Origin of the sequence: Cellulomonas rhizosphaerae (genome assembly GCF_003470205.1) — a bacterium.
Lineage (GTDB): Bacteria > Actinomycetota > Actinomycetes > Actinomycetales > Cellulomonadaceae > Cellulomonas > Cellulomonas rhizosphaerae.
This window is the reverse complement of the sequence record NZ_QWKP01000199.1, coordinates 1-15,903: the sequence shown is the minus strand read 5'-3', so window position 1 is coordinate 15,903 and position 15,903 is coordinate 1. Positions and strand designations below refer to the sequence as shown.

General features: G+C 73.6%; 14 protein-coding genes. 9 read left to right on the top strand and 5 right to left on the bottom strand.

All coding sequences use genetic code 11. From position 1 onward, the window contains the following. The 3 genes from D1825_RS10845 to D1825_RS10835 are packed head-to-tail and all read right to left on the bottom strand — an operon-like array spanning position 1 to position 1,887. Complete coding sequence (locus tag D1825_RS10845) at positions 1-495, bottom strand: NUDIX hydrolase (protein ID WP_118767439.1); 495 nt, start codon at positions 493-495, stop codon at positions 1-3. Further along, on the bottom strand, positions 492-1,292 hold the full coding sequence (locus tag D1825_RS10840; RefSeq protein WP_233549821.1) for a ferredoxin reductase: 801 nt from the start codon (positions 1,290-1,292) through the stop codon (positions 492-494). The genes D1825_RS10845 and D1825_RS10840 overlap by 4 nt, the downstream gene beginning before the upstream one ends. Continuing rightward, complete coding sequence (locus D1825_RS10835; protein WP_118767438.1) at positions 1,285-1,887, bottom strand: sulfite oxidase-like oxidoreductase; 603 nt, start codon at positions 1,885-1,887, stop codon at positions 1,285-1,287. Before D1825_RS10835 ends, D1825_RS10840 begins: the two co-directional genes overlap by 8 nt. 141 nt (positions 1,888-2,028) lie before the next feature. Between D1825_RS10835 and D1825_RS10830 the strand changes: the two genes are divergently transcribed. Both D1825_RS10830 and D1825_RS10825 read left to right on the top strand, forming a co-directional pair. Next, on the top strand, positions 2,029-2,640 hold the full coding sequence (locus D1825_RS10830; RefSeq protein WP_199721567.1) for a winged helix-turn-helix domain-containing protein: 612 nt from the start codon (positions 2,029-2,031) through the stop codon (positions 2,638-2,640). Further along, positions 2,637-3,872, top strand: coding sequence for an MFS transporter (locus D1825_RS10825; RefSeq protein WP_158580718.1), 1,236 nt, complete (start codon positions 2,637-2,639; stop codon positions 3,870-3,872). The genes D1825_RS10830 and D1825_RS10825 overlap by 4 nt, the downstream gene beginning before the upstream one ends. Before the next feature lie 12 nt (positions 3,873-3,884). On the opposite strand, the gene D1825_RS10820 is transcribed toward D1825_RS10825, so the two are convergent. Further along, the gene (locus tag D1825_RS10820; RefSeq protein ID WP_199721566.1) at positions 3,885-5,333 is read right to left on the bottom strand and encodes a DEAD/DEAH box helicase; all 1,449 of its coding nucleotides are present in this window, start codon (positions 5,331-5,333) and stop codon (positions 3,885-3,887) included. 174 nt (positions 5,334-5,507) lie between these two features. Then, a complete protein-coding gene (locus D1825_RS10815; protein ID WP_118767434.1) occupies positions 5,508-7,226 on the bottom strand; it encodes an alpha/beta hydrolase in 1,719 nt (572 codons plus the stop codon). A gap of 142 nt (positions 7,227-7,368) precedes the next feature. Here D1825_RS10815 and D1825_RS10810 point away from each other — a divergent pair, with 142 nt between their 5' ends. The 7 genes from D1825_RS10810 (at position 7,369) to D1825_RS10780 (ending at position 15,840) form a co-directional block, all read left to right on the top strand. Further along, on the top strand, positions 7,369-8,118 hold the full coding sequence (locus D1825_RS10810; RefSeq protein WP_118767433.1) for an ABC transporter ATP-binding protein: 750 nt from the start codon (positions 7,369-7,371) through the stop codon (positions 8,116-8,118). Next, entirely contained in the window at positions 8,118-10,649 is a 2,532-nt protein-coding gene (locus tag D1825_RS10805; RefSeq protein ID WP_118767432.1) for an ABC transporter permease, read from the top strand. The genes D1825_RS10810 and D1825_RS10805 overlap by 1 nt, the downstream gene beginning before the upstream one ends. 16 nt (positions 10,650-10,665) lie before the next feature. Further along, positions 10,666-11,310: a CYTH domain-containing protein gene (locus D1825_RS10800; RefSeq protein WP_118767431.1), complete on the top strand. Its 645-nt coding sequence runs from the start codon at positions 10,666-10,668 to the stop codon at positions 11,308-11,310. Positions 11,311-11,356: 46 nt separating this feature from the next. Next, the gene (locus D1825_RS10795) at positions 11,357-12,295 is read left to right on the top strand and encodes a VOC family protein (RefSeq protein ID WP_407643322.1); all 939 of its coding nucleotides are present in this window, start codon (positions 11,357-11,359) and stop codon (positions 12,293-12,295) included. Positions 12,296-12,628: 333 nt separating this feature from the next. Further along, a complete protein-coding gene (locus D1825_RS10790) occupies positions 12,629-14,131 on the top strand; it encodes a hypothetical protein (RefSeq protein WP_233549819.1) in 1,503 nt (500 codons plus the stop codon). Between the two features lie 29 nt (positions 14,132-14,160). Beyond that, positions 14,161-14,373 (top strand): hypothetical protein, encoded by a 213-nt coding sequence (locus D1825_RS10785; protein WP_118767430.1) that lies wholly within the window; start codon positions 14,161-14,163, stop codon positions 14,371-14,373. A 99-nt stretch (positions 14,374-14,472) separates the two neighbouring features. Then, a complete protein-coding gene (locus tag D1825_RS10780; RefSeq protein WP_138067580.1) occupies positions 14,473-15,840 on the top strand; it encodes an HNH endonuclease signature motif containing protein in 1,368 nt (455 codons plus the stop codon). Positions 15,841-15,903 lie beyond the last annotated feature (63 nt).

Genomic DNA, 15,903 nt, shown 5'->3' with positions numbered 1-15,903 from the left:
TCACGACGGGAGCGAGCGGAACGCCGGGATCGGTGTTCCGCTCGCGAGCGCGTCCAGCACCAGGCGCTCGTGCGGCACGACGGGCTCGGGGAGGGCGTCGAGCGCGAACCAGCCCATCCGCGCCGCGCGGTCGGGCTCGCGCAGGTCGGGCTCCCCGCTCCATCGGGTGACCTGGAAGAACACGTCGACCCTCTGCTCGACGGCCGGCCCGCCGCGTTCGAAGCGGTGCATCGCGGTCAGCGGCACGAGGTCGCCGGGCTCGATCGTCACACCGCCCTCCTCGAGTGCCTCGCGGACCGCGGCCTCGTGCACCGACTCGCCCGCGTCCACGTGCCCGGCCAGCACGGCCCAGTACCCGTCGCGGTAGCCCGTGCCCTGCCGCAGCTGCATCAGGACCTGGTCGTCGCGGCGGAGCACCACGTAGGCGGCCGCGACCAGGAGCGTGCGACCGCCGAGGTGGTCGTCGTCGGCGTAGGTCATGTGCCCGTCGGTCATGTGCCGGTCGGGCCGAAGCGCTCGGTGCGGATCAGGTCGGGGTCGTGGCCCAGGTCGACGAGCGCGTCGGCCACCGCCTCGACGAAGGCCGTCGGGCCGCAGACGAACACGCGCGGCGAGTCGTCGGGCGCGAAGCCCGACGCGGCCAGCTGCGCCGGGGACACCCGTCCCACGGGGCCCGGCCACGCGGGCGGGCCGGAGCGCGTCCACACGCGGGTCACCTCGACGCCGGGACCGAGCCGGTCGAGCTCGTCGGCGTACAGCGCGTCGGCCGGGGTGCGCACCGAGACGAGCAGGCGCATGGGCGCCGACGAGCCGCACGCGGCGTGCGTGCGCGCCATCGACATCAGGGGCACGAGGCCGGAGCCGCCCGCGACGAGCTGCACCGGGCGCGTGTCGGTCGGGTGCCACACGAACCAGTTGCCGATCGGCCCGCGCAGCTCGATCTGGTCGCCGACCTCGAGGTCCTCGGTCAGGTAGGGCGAGACCTCCCCGTCGTCGACCACCTGCACGGTCAGCGCGATGCGCTCCGAGGCCGCGCCCATCACCGGCATCCCCATCGATGCGGGGGAGGCGAGCGAGTAGGAGCGCTGCGCCGAGTAGCCGTCCTCCGCGGTCAGGCGGACGTCGACGTGCTGGCCCGCCATCGCACCGCGCCACCCGGGCACGTCGAGCTCGAGCGTCATGGCCGTCGCGGTCTCGCGGACGCGGTGCACGAGCGTCGCGACGCGCCACGGCACGGAGTACGGGACGTCGTCGGGGACGAGGTCGGCGACCTCGTCGGGAGCCTCAATCACCCCAGTACCGCTGTTCCTTCCACGGGTCGCCGTAGGCGTGGTACCCGAGCTTCTCCCAGAACCCGTACGTGTCGCTGGGGCTCAGGTCGATGCTGCGCACCCACTTGGCGGACTTCCAGAAGTACAGGTGGGGGATGAGCAGGCGGGCCGGGCCGCCGTGCTCGGGCCGCAGCGGCGCGCCGTCGTAGCCGTACGCGATCCAGGCCTTGCCGCCGCGCAGGTCGGCGAGCGGGACGTTGGTGGTGTACCCGCCGTCGCAGTGCGCGAGCGCGAACTGCTCCTCCGGGTCGATCTCGACCGCGTCCAGCAGCGTGTCCAGCGAGACGCCGCGCCACGCGGAGTCGAGCTTGGTCCACTTGGTCACGCAGTGGATGTCCTTGACGATGTCGTCGGCCGGCAGTGCCTGCAGCTCCGCCCAGGTCCACGATCCGCGCGTGGTGCCGCTCCCGGTGATCGAGAACGTCCAGGTGGCGAGGTCGGCGCGAGGGGTCGGGCCCGCCGACAGGACGGGGAATCCGCCCTCGAGGTACTGGCCGGGCGGGAGCCGCGGGTCGGTGGCGCGCTTGCCGCGGAAGCCGCGCGAGACGATGGCCATCAGCGTTCCTGCAGGTGAGGCATGAGATCTCCCCGGGCTGGACGGTGCCCCCATGATGACGGCCCCGTCGCCGAAGCGCTAGACCCAAGAACTCCACAACACCTCTTGTGGAACGACAAGGGGTGTTGCACAATGACCGTTGTGAACAGCGACGAGATCTTCACGACGACCGACCCCGAGGCGCTGCGCGCCCTGGCCCACCCGGTCCGCATCGAGCTGCTCGACCTCCTCGACGACGAGGGCGAGCTCACCGCCTCCCGCGCTGCCGAGCTCACCGGCCAGACGGTCGGCAACTGCTCCTTCCACCTGCGCACGCTCGCGCGCTACGGCTACATCGAGCGCGGCGAGCGGCAGGGGACCGCGTGGCCGTGGCGCTCGATCAGCCGGAACCGCGAGCTGCGGGCCGACGAGTCCGACCCCGAGTCCGTGCGAGCCGTGGGCGCGGTGGCGGCGATGACGCTCCGCCGTGAGGCCGAGAGCATGGCCGCCGAGCTCGCTGCGGCGACCAGCGTGGCGCCGGGCTGGGCTGAGACCGTGGTCGTCAACCGCTCGGGCTTCTGGGCCACGCGCGAGGAGATGGCTGACCTGGTGCGGCGCGTGCGGGAGCTCACCGAGCCGTTCGCCGGGCGCTGGGACGACGCGTCGAAGCGGCCCGAGGGCGCGGTGCAGGGCCGGTTGCTCGGCGTCGTGCTGCCGGGGCTCGAGGCCGTCGCGGGTGCGACGGGCGCCGCCGCCGAGGAGGCCGGGCTGTGAGCGCCGTCGAGGCGCCGGGCCGCCCGCTGGCCCGGCCCGCGTTCCGTCGGCTGACCGCCGCGTGGGTCTGCACCAACGTCGGCGACAGCGCGCTCTACCTGATGATGGCGGTGTGGGCCAAGCAGCTCACGGGCTCGGACGCGCAGGCGGCGCTCGTGTTCGCGGTGCTCGGCCTGCCTGCGCTGCTCGCGCCCGTGCTGGGCCACCTCGTCGACCAGGTCTCGCGCCGTGCGGCGCTCGTCGTCGTCAACGTCGTGACGGCCGTGATCCTGCTCGCGCTGCTCACGGTGCACAGCGCCGAGCAGGTCTGGGTCATCTACGTCGTGACGTTCCTCTACGGCTGCGCCGGGTACACCACCGGCGCGGCGCAGTCCGGCCTCCTGCGCGACCTGCTGCCGGACGACGAGCTCGCGTCGGCGAACGGGCTGTTCACGACGATCGACCAGGCGCTGCGCCTGCTCAGCCCGCTGCTCGGGACCGCGCTCTTCGTCGCCTTCGGCCCGGGTGCGGTCGTCGCGCTCACGTCGACCACGTTCCTCGCCACCGCGGCGATCCTGCTCACCGTGCGCGTCGCCGAGACGCCGCCGAGCACGGAGGAGGGCCCCGGGTACTGGGACCAGCTCGTGGCCGGCGTGCGGTTCATCGCCCGAGAGCCCGAGCTCGCGCGGCTCACGCTCGTGCTCGCGGTCGGGTTCGGGATCACGGGTCTGACCAACGTCGCGATCTTTCCGATCCTCGACCAGGCGCTCGGACTGGGTGCGGAGGCGCTGGGGATCGTCGTGCCCGTGCAGGGCGTGGGCGCGGTGCTCGGCGGGCTCGTCGCCGCTCGTGTGGTGCGCCGGCTGGGGGAGCGCGGGGCGGTCGTCGCCGGCCTGCTCATGCTGGCGATCGCGATGACGGGCGCGCTCGTGCTCACGTTCGTGGCGCCGGTGCCCGAGCCGTGGGGGCTGGTGGCCGTGGGGTTCGGCTTCGCGGTCGGCGGGCTCGGCATCCCGTGGGTCGTCGTGGGGGCCTCGACCTACCGGATCAAGGTGACACCGCCCGAGCTGCAGGGCCGGACGTCGGCGGCGATGAACGTGTCGTTCAACCTGCCGCAGACCGTCGTGACGATGCTGGGGGCCGCCGCGCTGGCGGTGGTCGACTACCGGGTGCTCATCGCGGTCTCGGTGGTCGTGCTGCTGGGGGCGGCAGCACTCGGCCGGGCACCCCTACGGAGTGCCCGGCCGGTCTGAGGCCTTGCTGGGTCAGGCGCGCGAGGACTGCTGCGGCGCCGCGGCGCCCCGGCCGCGACCGCCACGACGGCGGCGACGTGCGGCGTCGCCGGTGGGGCGCTGCTGGCCGGACTGGCCCTGGCCCGCGTGGGTCGGAGCGGAGCCGACGCTCGGCTGGCCGGTGGTCGTCGAGTAGGTCGTCGTCGAGCGCGGCTGGGTCGAACGGGCCTGACCCTGGCCGCGCCCCGAGCGCTGGCCGTTGACCGCCTTGGGGCGCGAGACCTGGGTCTGCACCTGGACCGGCGCGGGGCGCACGTGCGGGGCGACCTCGCCGACGAGGCGCGTGAGCGTCGCGTCGCCGGGCGTGACGTGCTGCGGCTGCGCGGTGATCTTGGCGGCCCGCGTGAGCGCGCGGACGTCGCCGCGCTGCTCGGGCAGGACGAGGGTGACCACGTCGCCGCCCGACCCGGCGCGGGCGGTGCGGCCCGAGCGGTGCAGGTACGCCTTGTGCTCGGCCGGCGGGTCCACGTGGATGACCAGCTCGACGTCGTCGATGTGGATGCCGCGCGCGGCGATGTCCGTGGCGACGAGCACCTTGACGGCACCGGAGGAGAACGCCTCGAGGTTGCGCTCGCGCGCGCCCTGGCCGAGGTTGCCGTGCAGGTCCACCGCGGGGATGCCGTCGGCGGTCAGCTGCTTGGCCAGCTTCTTGGCGTGGTGCTTGGTGCGCATGAACAGCACGCGGCGGCCGGTGCCGGAGGCGAGCTGCTGCACGACGGCCTTCTTGGTGTCGGCGTCGCGGACCTCGAGCACGTGGTGCGTCATCGTCGAGACCGGCGAGGCGGCGCTGTCGACGGAGTGCTCGACGGGCGAGCGCAGGTAGCGCTTGACGATCACGTCGACGCCGTTGTCCAGCGTCGCGGAGAACAGCAGGCGCTGGCCGTTCGTCGGCGTGCGGTCGAGCAGGCGCTTGACGACCGGCAGGAAGCCGAGGTCGGCCATGTGGTCGGCCTCGTCGAGCACGGTGATCTGCACGTCGTCGAGCGAGATGAGGCGCTGCTTCATCAGGTCCTCGAGGCGGCCCGGGCAGGCGATGACGATGTCGACGCCGGCGTTGAGCGCCGTGACCTGGCGCGACTGCGCCACGCCGCCGAAGATCGTCGTGGTGCTCAGCCCGAGCTCCTTGGCGAGCGGGGCCACGGTCGCGTCGATCTGCGTGGCGAGCTCGCGGGTGGGGGCCAGGACCAGCGCGCGGGGACGGCGGGCGGCCGTCTTGGCGCGGGCCGCGGCGGTGCGCACGACGAGGGGGAGGGCGAACGCGAGCGTCTTGCCGGAGCCGGTGCGGCCGCGGCCGAGCACGTCGGTGCCGGCCAGCGAGTCGGGCAGCGTCGCGGTCTGGATGGGGAAGGGGGCGGTGATGCCCTGGTCCGTCAGCGAACGGACAAGAGCAGCGGGCACGCCGAGGTCAGCGAAAGTCGTCACAGAAAAAGGGCCTCTCAGGGCTGGGTCGGGATCGCCGCGTAAGCAACCGAGTCGAACGTGCGGGCTCGGGCGATCTCCACGACGCGGGGCGCACGCAGAATGCGGCGCTCCCGGAGGCCTCACCATCTCACACTCGGCCGTGCGAACCGCTACGCCGTGACGAAGGACACCAGGTCAGCTCTCGCTCGGCACCGAGCCCACGACCTCGCGCAGCACGTCCGTGTCGGCGGGCGTCCAGCCCTCCGGCGGGGCGATCGCGGCCCAGCCGTCGGCGTACTCCTGGTGGTAGTTGTGCCCGTGCCCGGCCGGGACCGAGGCGGCGACGAACAGGTCGATCGTGGACCGCCAGAACGTCACGACCGGGAGCCAGGTGGTCGAGTCGAGCACGTCGGTGCCGCGCGGCTCGGCAAGCCAGTCGGGGCGGTGCAGGATCAGGTCCGGCGACCACCAGGTCACACCGTCAGACGCGTGCTGGTCGAAGACGACGCGCGGCTGCGGCCAGTCGGTGCCGAGCTGCCAGAGCTGGCGGTCGTCGCCCTCGCCCGGCCGGTTGGCCCAGCGCGCGGTCGTGCCGCCGTCGACCACGGGCGTGATCTCCGGGGAGCCCGCGTCGCGGTGCGCGGTCAGGTCGCTCCACAGCGGCGTGAACCCCGGCGTGCCCATCCACAGCGCGCCGTCGGTGCGGGCGGTCACGTCCTGCAGGCTGGAGAACGCGCCCTGCGAGCCGAACGAGCCGAGCGAGATCCCCGCGACGTACAGCAGCGGCCGGCTGTCCTCCGGGAGCTGGGACCAGCGGTCGTAGATCGCCTCGAACAGCGCCTTGCCGGCGGCGGGCGGCGTCGAGCGCGCGCCCAGGAAGCTCACCCAGCTCGGCAGGTAGGAGTACTGCATCGAGGCGATCGCGGTGTCGCCGCCCCAGAGCAGCTCGAGCGAGTCCGCCATCGACGGGTCGACCCAGCCGGTGCCGGTCGCCGTGACGACCGCGAGCACCGAGCGGTCCCACGCGTGGGTGCGGTCGAGCTCGGCGACGACCACCTGGGCGATCGCGTCGAGGTCGTCGCCCGACTCCAGGCCCGCGTAGACACGGATGGGGTCCATGACGGGCTTCGTCGCGCCGGTGCGGTCGGCGACGGACTCGAGCTGGGCCTCCGGGCGGCCCCCCGAGACGAACGTGCGGCCCTGCTTGCCGAGCTCGTCCCAGGCGGCCAGCGAGGCGTCCGAGCCGCTGCGCAGCGGCTCGGTCGGCTGGACGACGCCCTCGGCCGTCGTGTCGTCGACCTTGCCGTAGACCGAGTTGAGCGCAGCCATGCCGCCCTGCACGATCGTGCCGTTGACCAGCAGGACCAGGGCGATCGCGACGACGGCGACGGCCGTGAGGCGCGCGACGAGCGGCGGGATCCAGCGGCCGACCAGGCTCCCGACGAGGAGCGTGAGGCGGCGCAGCGCGCGACCGAGCCCGACGAGCCCGATCGCGAGGAGCAGCGCGAGCACGAGGATCGTGATCGAGTGCGCCGACGAGGGGTGCTCGATGCCGAAGATGTCCCGCAGGTCGTTCTGCCACGTGATGCTCACGACGAGCGCGACGGGGACCACGACGATCGTCGCGACCAGCAGGATGCGCCAGCCCCAGTGCACGACGCGCGCGGACCACCGCACGCCCGCGACGCGCAGCACCCAGGCCAGGAGGACGCCCAACCCGTAGCCGATCGCGGCACAGATGCCCGCGGCCAGGCCCTGGAACAGCGGGCTGCGGGGGATGAGCGCGGGGCCGAGTGCGGTGCCGAAGAACACGAGCGCGCCGGCCAGGCCGAAGGCGGAGTAGCGGCCGGCCCAACGGGTCAGACCCGCCAGGGTGCGGCGCCCCCAGGCGGGGCGGGGGGCTGCGTCGCTCATGAACGGCTCCTGCTGGGCTGTCTGCGCTGGTCACGGCGAACCTAGCGGCTTCGCCGGGCGGCCCGGACCGCGGTCCGGCACGTGGCGCGTCGGGCGTCGGCGGGAGACGATCGTCCTCCCGTCCCGAGGCAGCGAGGAACCCATGACGAGCTCCGTGATCGCCTACGCCCGCTCGCTCGTCAAGGTGTACGGCGAGGGACCGACCGCGGTGCGCGCGCTCGACGGGGTCGACGTGGACCTCGTGCGTGGGGAGCTGACCGCGATCATGGGTGCGTCGGGCTCGGGCAAGTCGACGCTCATGCACTGCCTGGCCGGGCTCGACAAGCCCACGTCGGGCTCGGTCGTCGTGGACGGCGAGCCGGTCAGCGAGATGTCCGAGCGGCGGCTGACGAAGCTGCGCCGGACGCGCGTGGGGTTCGTGTTCCAGGCCTACAACCTCGTGCCGACGCTCACGGCGTTGGAGAACATCACGCTCCCGCTGGACATCGCGCGGCGGCCGGTGGACGCCGACCACCTCGACCTCGTCGTGCGCACGCTCGGGCTCACCGACCGGCTCGGGCACCGGCCGACCGAGCTGTCGGGCGGCCAGCAGCAGCGCGTGGCGTGCGCACGTGCGCTGGTCGCACGGCCCGCGGTGGTCTTCGCGGACGAGCCGACGGGCAACCTCGACTCGACGTCGGCCGCCGAGGTGCTCGGGTTCCTGCGCCGCAGCGTCGACGAGCTCGGGCAGTCGGTCGTCATGGTCACGCACGACGCGACCTCGGCCGGCTACGCGCACCGGGTCCTGTTCCTCGCGGACGGCCGGGTGGTCGACGAGCTGCGCGAGCCGACCCGTGCCGCGGTGCTCGAGACGCTGGGGGCGCTGACCGGGCCACCGCGAGGCTCGGCCTGATGGGGCGCGTGGCGCTGCGCGGCATCCGCGCGCACCTGGTCCGGTTCTTCTTGTCCGTGCTCGCGGTGGCCCTGGGCGTCGCGTTCGTCGCGGGGACGTTCGCGCTGCGCACGATGCTGGGGTCGACCTTCACGGACATCGTGGCGACGACGACGCTCGGCGACGCTTATGTCCGGGGCGCGCACGAGGCCGGTGCGTCGACCAGCGGCTTCGGCGGCGTGAGCCGCAACCTCGTGCCGCTCGACCTGGTCCCGACGATCGAGGCGGTCGACGGCGTGGAGCGGGCGCTGCCGGACCTGCAGGGGCCCGCGGTGCTCGTCGGGGCCGACGGGACCGCGGTGCAGAGCACGCAGGCACCCAGCTTCGCGTTCGGCTACGACGCGCGTGACCCGGCGCTCCACCTGGTGGCCGGCCGAGCGCCCGCGGCGGCCGACGAGGTCGCGCTCGAGACCGCCACGCTGGCCTCCTCGGGGCTTGCGCTCGGGGACACGACGCGGGTGGTGCTCGCGGGCGAGATCCGCGAGGTGCGGGTCGTCGGCGAGGTGCGGCTCGGCTCCGCGCTGGCCGGGGCGACCGTGGTGTTCGTCGACACCGCGACCGCGGAGGCGCTGTTCGCCCCGGACGGCGAGGTCGCCTCGATCGGCGTGTACGCGGCCGACGGGGTGTCGCAGTCCGACCTCGTCGCGCGGCTCGCGCCCGTCGTGGGCGCCGACGCACAGGTCGTCACGGGCGAGCAGCTGCGCGACGAGACGACCGCGGCGATCGAGCAGGTGCTGGGGTTCATCACGACGTTCCTGCTGGTGTTCGCGGGGATCTCGCTGTTCGTCGGCGCGTTCATCATCGCCAACACGTTCTCGATGTGGGTGCGCCAGCGCACGCGGGAGCTCGCGCTGCTGCGGGCCGTCGGGGCCTCGCCGCTGCAGGTGTTCACCTCGATCGTGCTGCAGGCCGTGGTCGTGGGGCTCGTGGGCGCCGGGGTCGGGGTGGTGGCCGGGCTCGGGCTCGTCGTCGTGCTGCGGCGCGTGCTGGCCGGGCTCGGGATGCAGCTGACCGGGCGGATCCCGCTCGACGGGTTCACGGTGCTGGTGTCCGTGCTGATCGGGACGCTGGTCAGCGTCGCGGCGGCCGCGGTGCCGGCGCGACGGGCGGCGCTGGTCCCACCGGTCGAGGCGCTGCGTGACGAGGTCACGGTGCCCGAGCGGTCGCTGCGGCGGCGCGCCGTGGTCGGCATCGTGCTGCTCGTCCTCGGGATCGGTGCCGTCGCGTGGGCGATGGCTGCGCCCGGTGCCGACGCGGCGGGCGCGCGGCTCGGGTACGGGGCCGGGGCGGTGGTGCTCGGGGTGCTCGCCGTCTCGCCCGTGCTGGCGCGCGCGGTGCTGCGGGTGCTCGGCGCGGTGCTGCTGCCGCTGCGTCCGGTCGGGCGGCTCGCGCGCGGGAACGTCACGCGCAACCCGCGGCGCACGGCCAACACGGCCGGGGCGCTGATGATCGGGATGGCGCTCGTCGGGGCGTCGGCGGTGATCGCGTCGACCGCGCAGGCGTCGACGAGCGCGATCGTCTCGAAGGAGGCGACCGCCGACTTCGTGCTGCGGGCGCCGCCGTCGTCGTCGGTGCCCGCGCAGGCGCTCGACGACGTCCGGGCGCTGCCCGACGTGCGCGCGGCCGACTCGTTCGCGAGCGCGGCACTGCGGGTCGACGGCTCGTCGACCGCGGTGTCCGGGATCGACCCCGCGGCCGTGGGGCGCAGCATCGTGGTCGAGGACGTCGCCGGTTCGCTCGCCTCCGCGCTCGCGGCCGGGGAGATCGCGGTGCAGCGCACGGCGGCCGACGACCGGGGCTGGGCGCTCGGGGACCGGGTGACCCTGACGGGCGAGAGCGGGACGCGCACGGCACGGGTCGGGGCGATCATCGACTCGCCGGCGTTCGGCGTGCCCGTCGTCGTGCCAGCCGACCTGCTCTCGGACCTCGTCCCCGCCGCGCAGCAGGTCGTGTCCACGGTCTTCGTGACCGTGGTGGCCGGGGCCGCGCTCGACGACGTGCGCGCCGAGCTCACGGCGACCGTGCGGCCGTACGTGGTGGTGACCGTGATGGATCCCGAGGAGTTCGTCTCGGAGCTCGCCGACCAGGTCGACCAGGTGCTCGTGATCCTCTACGCGCTGCTCGGGCTGTCGGTGGTGATCGCCGTGCTCGGGATCGTCAACACGCTCGCGCTGTCCGTGATCGAGCGGACGCGCGAGATCGGGCTGCTGCGGGCCGTCGGGCTGGGGCGGCTGCAGCTCGCGTCGGTGATCACGGCCGAGTCGGTGCTGACGGCGGTGTTCGGGACGGTCGTCGGGCTGGCGGTGGGGGTCGCGCTCGCGTCGACGCTGCCGACGGTGTTCGGGGACGTGGGGCTGCGCGAGCTCGCGGTGCCGTGGTCCTCGCTGCTCGCGATGCTCGCGCTCGCGGTCGTCGTCGGCGTGCTCGCGGCCGTCGGGCCGGGGGTGCGCGCGGCGCGGCTGGCCGTGCTGCAGGCCGTGAGCACCGACTGACGCCTACGCTCGGCGTGTGAGCGACACCGGGTACGGCGACTTCGAGTTCGAGCGGCGCTTCTGGGTCCGTGACCTGCCCACGGACGTGCTCGACGGCGCGCCCACCCTCATCGTGCAGAGCTACTACCTGGCCGACGAGGGCTTCGCGATCCGGCTGCGCGCGCAGACCTCCGGGGGGACCGCGGTGCTGGACCCCTCGCTCGAGCCGCTCGTGGTGCTGGACACCTTCGCGGACCGGTTCGACTTCTGCGCGATCACGCTCAAGGGGCCGATGAACGTCGGCACGCGGTACGAGGCGGAGCGCGAGGTCGACGTGGCCGTGGGGCTGGAGATGATCCGGCGGGGCGGGTCGCGGATCGTCAAGACGCGGCACTCGTCGTGGCTCGGGTCCGACGGGTGGGTCATCGACACGTTCGGCGGGGCCAACGCGCCGCTCGTCGTCGCGGAGGTCGAGCGCGGGGGACCGGTGACGGACCTGCAGATCCCCGCGTTCTGCGTGACCGAGGTGACCGACGACCCGCGGTTCTCCAACGACGCGCTCTCGCGAGCGCCCTACGGGCCGTGGGCGGCGCAGTTCGAGGCGGAGCTCGCCGCGCGCGGGCCGCGGTTCCTGCGGGGGCTCGGGACGAACGAGCTCGAGCAGCCTCGGGAACAAAGTTGATCCTTCAATTATTGTTTGGGTAGAAGCCCGACGAAGGAGCACGACCGTGTCGACCGCACCGACCCCCGGACAGGGCGCCGCCCAGCAGCTGGCGAGCCCGCACCCGCACGACAGCATCGCGGCCGGCACGGCCATGGACGCCGTCACTCTCCTGGTCGGGGACCTCGACCGGCAGCTGCGCTTCTACCGCGACGGGCTCGCGCTCTCGGTCATCGAGCAGCCGGGCGACCGGTTCGCGACCGGGCCGGCGACCGTGGTGCTCGGGCGGGGGACCACGCCGCTCGTCGTCCTCCGTCACACGCCTGACCTGCCGCCCGCGGCGCGCGGCTCGGCCGGGCTGTTCCACACGGCGATCCTGTTCGACGACGAGGCGGGGCTGGCCGCGACGCTGGCGTCGATCGCGCAGCGCGAGCCGGGCTCGTACACCGGGTCCGCCGACCACCTCGTGTCGCTGGCGTTCTACTTCACCGACCCCGAGGGCAACGGCGTCGAGCTGTACTGGGACCGGAGCCGGTCGCAGTGGAGCCACCGCGAGGACGGGACCGTGGTGATGGACTCGCTGCGGCTCGACCCGAACGCGTTCCTCGGAGAGCACCTGACGGACTCGCTCCTCTCCTCTCCTGGTTCTGGCGACGCCGTCGTCGGGCACGTCCACCTGTCCGTGGGCGACGTGCCCTCGGCGCGCGCGTTCTACGTCGACGCGCTCGGGTTCGACGTGACCGCGCAGTGGCACGGCGCGTTGTTCGTCTCGGCCGGCGGGTACCACCACCACCTGGCGATGAACACGTGGAGCTCGGCCGGTGCCGGGCCTCGGGCGTCCGCGCTCGGGCTGGGCGAGGTGCGGATCGCGGTCCCGACCGCCGACGACCTCGGCGCGCTCGGCGCACGCGTGACCGCGGCCGGGGTGCAGGTGGCCGACGACGGGGCGGCGCTGACGTTCACCGACCCGTGGCGCAACCTGATCCGGGTCTCCGCGGAGGCCTGACCTCCGCGTTTTCGGGTCGGCCACCTCACGCGCATACAGTGGGCGGCCGACTCGACGGAGGGGGCCTGCGTGCCGATCGACCGCTGGCGCCTGGTGCGTGGCGCTGCTGCTGGGGCTGTGGTGCTGGGCCTGCTCGTGGGGTGCAACGACGACCCGGCGCCGGTGTCTTCGCCGTCGGCTTCGGCCGTTCGGTCCACTTCCTCCGCTCCGGCCACCCCGACGCCCTCGCCGACCGTAGCCGCCCCCGCCGGGGCCGTAGTCGCGGCGCCGGGTGCGGCGGCGACCGTTGTCGACGCAGGGGCTGCGGCCGCGGCGCTCGCGACGTCGCGGGCGGTGTTCGTCTCGTCGCCCCTGGTGGTCGTGGCGGCGGCCGACGATGCCGGCGGGCAGCTGACGGCCGCGTCGGTCGCGGTCGCTCTCGGTGCGCCGGTGCTGCTGACGGGGGACTCCCTGCCTGCAGAGGTGGAGCGCCTGGGGGCGACGCGCGTGGTTGCGGTCGGCGACGCTGTGGCGCCTGACGGGGTGTCGGTGGTGACGGTGGCGTCGGGAGCCTCGGCCGACGAGCTCGAGGCAGCGACCGGGGTGGCGTTCGGTCATGCGCCGCGTGTGAAGCGGGGGAACGCGGCGGCGGTTGCGGCGGTCTCGGGGCTCGAGGCGGACGCGCCGGTCGCGCTCGTCGGGGCTGGGGTGCAGGGGACGAAGGCGGCGTCGAAGCCGACGCCTTCCGCTCCATCGACGGGGGCGCCCACCTCTGGATCTGCCCCGACGCCCGCGCGCCCGGCGCTGCCTGCGGCGCCGGCCGGACTCGTGGCCCTCGTCGGCGCGGGACGTACGCCTGTCGCCGCGCTGGCGACGGTGCGCGCGGCGGGTGTTCCCGTCGTCTCCGTCCCGGGCGGTGACCCGCGCGCGACCTCCGCGACGGTCAAGGCCGTCGCGGCTGCCGAGCCGGACTCCGTCATTGCGCTCGGTCCTGGCTTCGGCACGCCGTCGCGGCTCGCTGCGCGGGTGGGCACGGCGCGGACCGGTGTTTTGATCCCCGGCGGCGGCCAGCTGGTCTACCCGGAGGGTGACGGCGTGCGCGGCAAGCGGTACGTCGCGCTGTACGGGACGCCGGGGAGCAAGGCGCTGGGCGTGCTGGGGGAGCAGTCGGTGGCCAAGACCGTCGCGCGCGCCACGAGGACGGCCAAGCCGTACCGCGCGCTGACGAAGGACACGGTGGTGCCGATGGTGGAGATCATCGCGACGATCGCGTCCGCCTCGGCCGGCGACGACAAGGACTACTCGCGGGAGCGCTCGGTCGCCGAGCTGCGGCCGCTCATCGAGGCCGCGCACCGCAAGGGGCTCGCCGTCGTGCTCGACCTGCAGCCGGGCCGCACCGACTTCCTCACGCAGGCCAAGCGGTACGAGCCGCTGCTCGCGATGCCGAACGTCGGGCTCGCGCTCGACCCCGAGTGGCGCCTGAAGAAGAACCAGAAGCACCTCCGCCAGATCGGCTCGGTCAAGGTCGCGGAGGTCAACCGCGTCGGCGACTGGTTGGCCGAGTTCACGGCCCAGCGGCACCTGCCGCAGAAGATGTTCGTGCTCCACCAGTTCTCGCTGTCGATGATCTCCGACCGGTCCGAGCTGGACACGTCGCACGACGAGCTCGCGGTGCTGATCCACGTGGACGGCCAGGGCTCGCAGCCGGCCAAGCGCGGGACGTGGCATGCGCTGCGCACGGGCGCACCGGACGTCCACTGGGGCTGGAAGAACTTCTACGACGAGGACCACCCGATGCTGTCGCCGAAGAAGACGTACAAGGTGTCGCCGAAGCCGGACCTGGTCACCTACCAGTAGGTGGGCTGTGCGCTGGGCACACTCAGACCATGAGCGCGACCCCCGACGACTGGACGATCTCCCACTTCTCGCAGGCGAACCCGGAGGGCGAGGGGCAGGACGACGTCGCTGCCCTGCTGCGTCGTGTGGCCGACACGATCGAGGCGCTGGGGCGTGTCGACGTACAGGACGTGGTGCTGCACCAGGACCTCACGGGCGGTGAGGACAGGCCGTCGTTGACCGTGTATTACGTCCGACGCTGAGGGGTGATGCACTCGGTGGCCTGTGGATGAATCACACGTCATGTCAGACCTCGATAGTACATTTGTTCGATAACGGACAGGTCGAACGGGGTGGTGACGATGGCGGTGGCGTACGCGGAGCCGATGCTCGAGCCCGCCGTGGGCGGACTGCGCTACCCGCGGTTCCCCGTTGCTGCGGTCAGTCCGATGGCGATCCTCGAGCTCGTCGAGTCGACTCCCGTCGCTGATCTCGCCGGGCCCGATCTCATCGCGGTGATCGCGGCGTGGGACCAGGTCCAGGCGATCGGAGCGGCGCGCCAAGCCGAGGCCGCCCGGGAGATCGCCGCGCGCGGCGGGTTGGCGGCGTCGTACGCGGACGACGAGATCGCGAGCGCCCTCGCGTGCACGCGGCAGGCCGCCCAGGCGCTGGTGCTTCGTGCGGAAGCACTCGGCCGTGAGCCCGCGCTGAACGACGGGCTGCTCAACGGCATGCTCGACGTCCGGAAGGTCGACGCGATCCTCGCCGAGGTCGCGACCCTGGTCAACGGTCCGGTGCGGGACGGCATCGTCCGCGAGGCCGCCGAGCGGGGCGGGAGCCTGACCGCGCCGCAGTTACGGCGGCACGTGCGCCAGGCGGTCCTGCTCGCGGACCCGGAGACGGCAGCCAAGCGGGAGGTGGCGGCGCGCGACGAGCGTCGGGTCGAGGTGCAGTGGATGCCGGACTCGATGGTCTGGCTCAGCGCGTACCTGCCTGCGGCCGACGGCATCACCGTCATGACCGTGCTGGACGCCCTCGCGGACAGCCGCGTGCCCGGCGAGACTCGCACCGCCGATCAGCTGCGTGCCGATGCGCTGGTGGACCTGTTCGGGGACGTGCTCGACCGGGGCGAGCTGCCGTGCGGGCGACCGCTGCCGCAGCGCAAGGGCCGGCGGACGTCGGTCGAGGTCGCGGTCGGCGCGGGGACACTGCTGGGTCTCGACGAGAACCCGGGCTTCCTGGCTGGCTACGGGCCGATCCCGGCGCCGGTCGCTCGCGCTCTCGCTCAGGACGCGACGTGGTCGCGGCTCCTGCACGACGCGGTGACCGGTGCGATCCTCGAGCGCTCGCCCGTGCGGTACCGACCAGGGGTGGACCTCACCGGGCTCGTGACCGCCCGGGACCGGACGTGCCGGTTCCCGGGCTGTCGGCGCCCCGCCATGCGGTGCGAGCTCGACCATCGGGTGCCGTTCGACCCGAGCAGACCGGCCGAGGACCAGACCACGGCCTCGAACCTCGACTGCCTGTGCAAGCACCACCACCAGGCCAAGACCGACGGGGCGTGGACACCTCGCCGTGATCCCGTCTCCGGGGTGATGACCTGGACCAGCGCGATGGGGATCACCTACTCGCGGGCGCCGGACTCGGTGATCGTGCTGCCGTCGGCGCGGGGGCGGCGTCCCGAGCAGGTTTCGGATGAGGCCGAGGACATCGGACCGCCGCCGTTCTAGCTTGCTCTGGGTGCTGGGTGCTGGGTGCTGGGTGCTGGGTGCTGGGTGCTGGGTGCTGGGTGC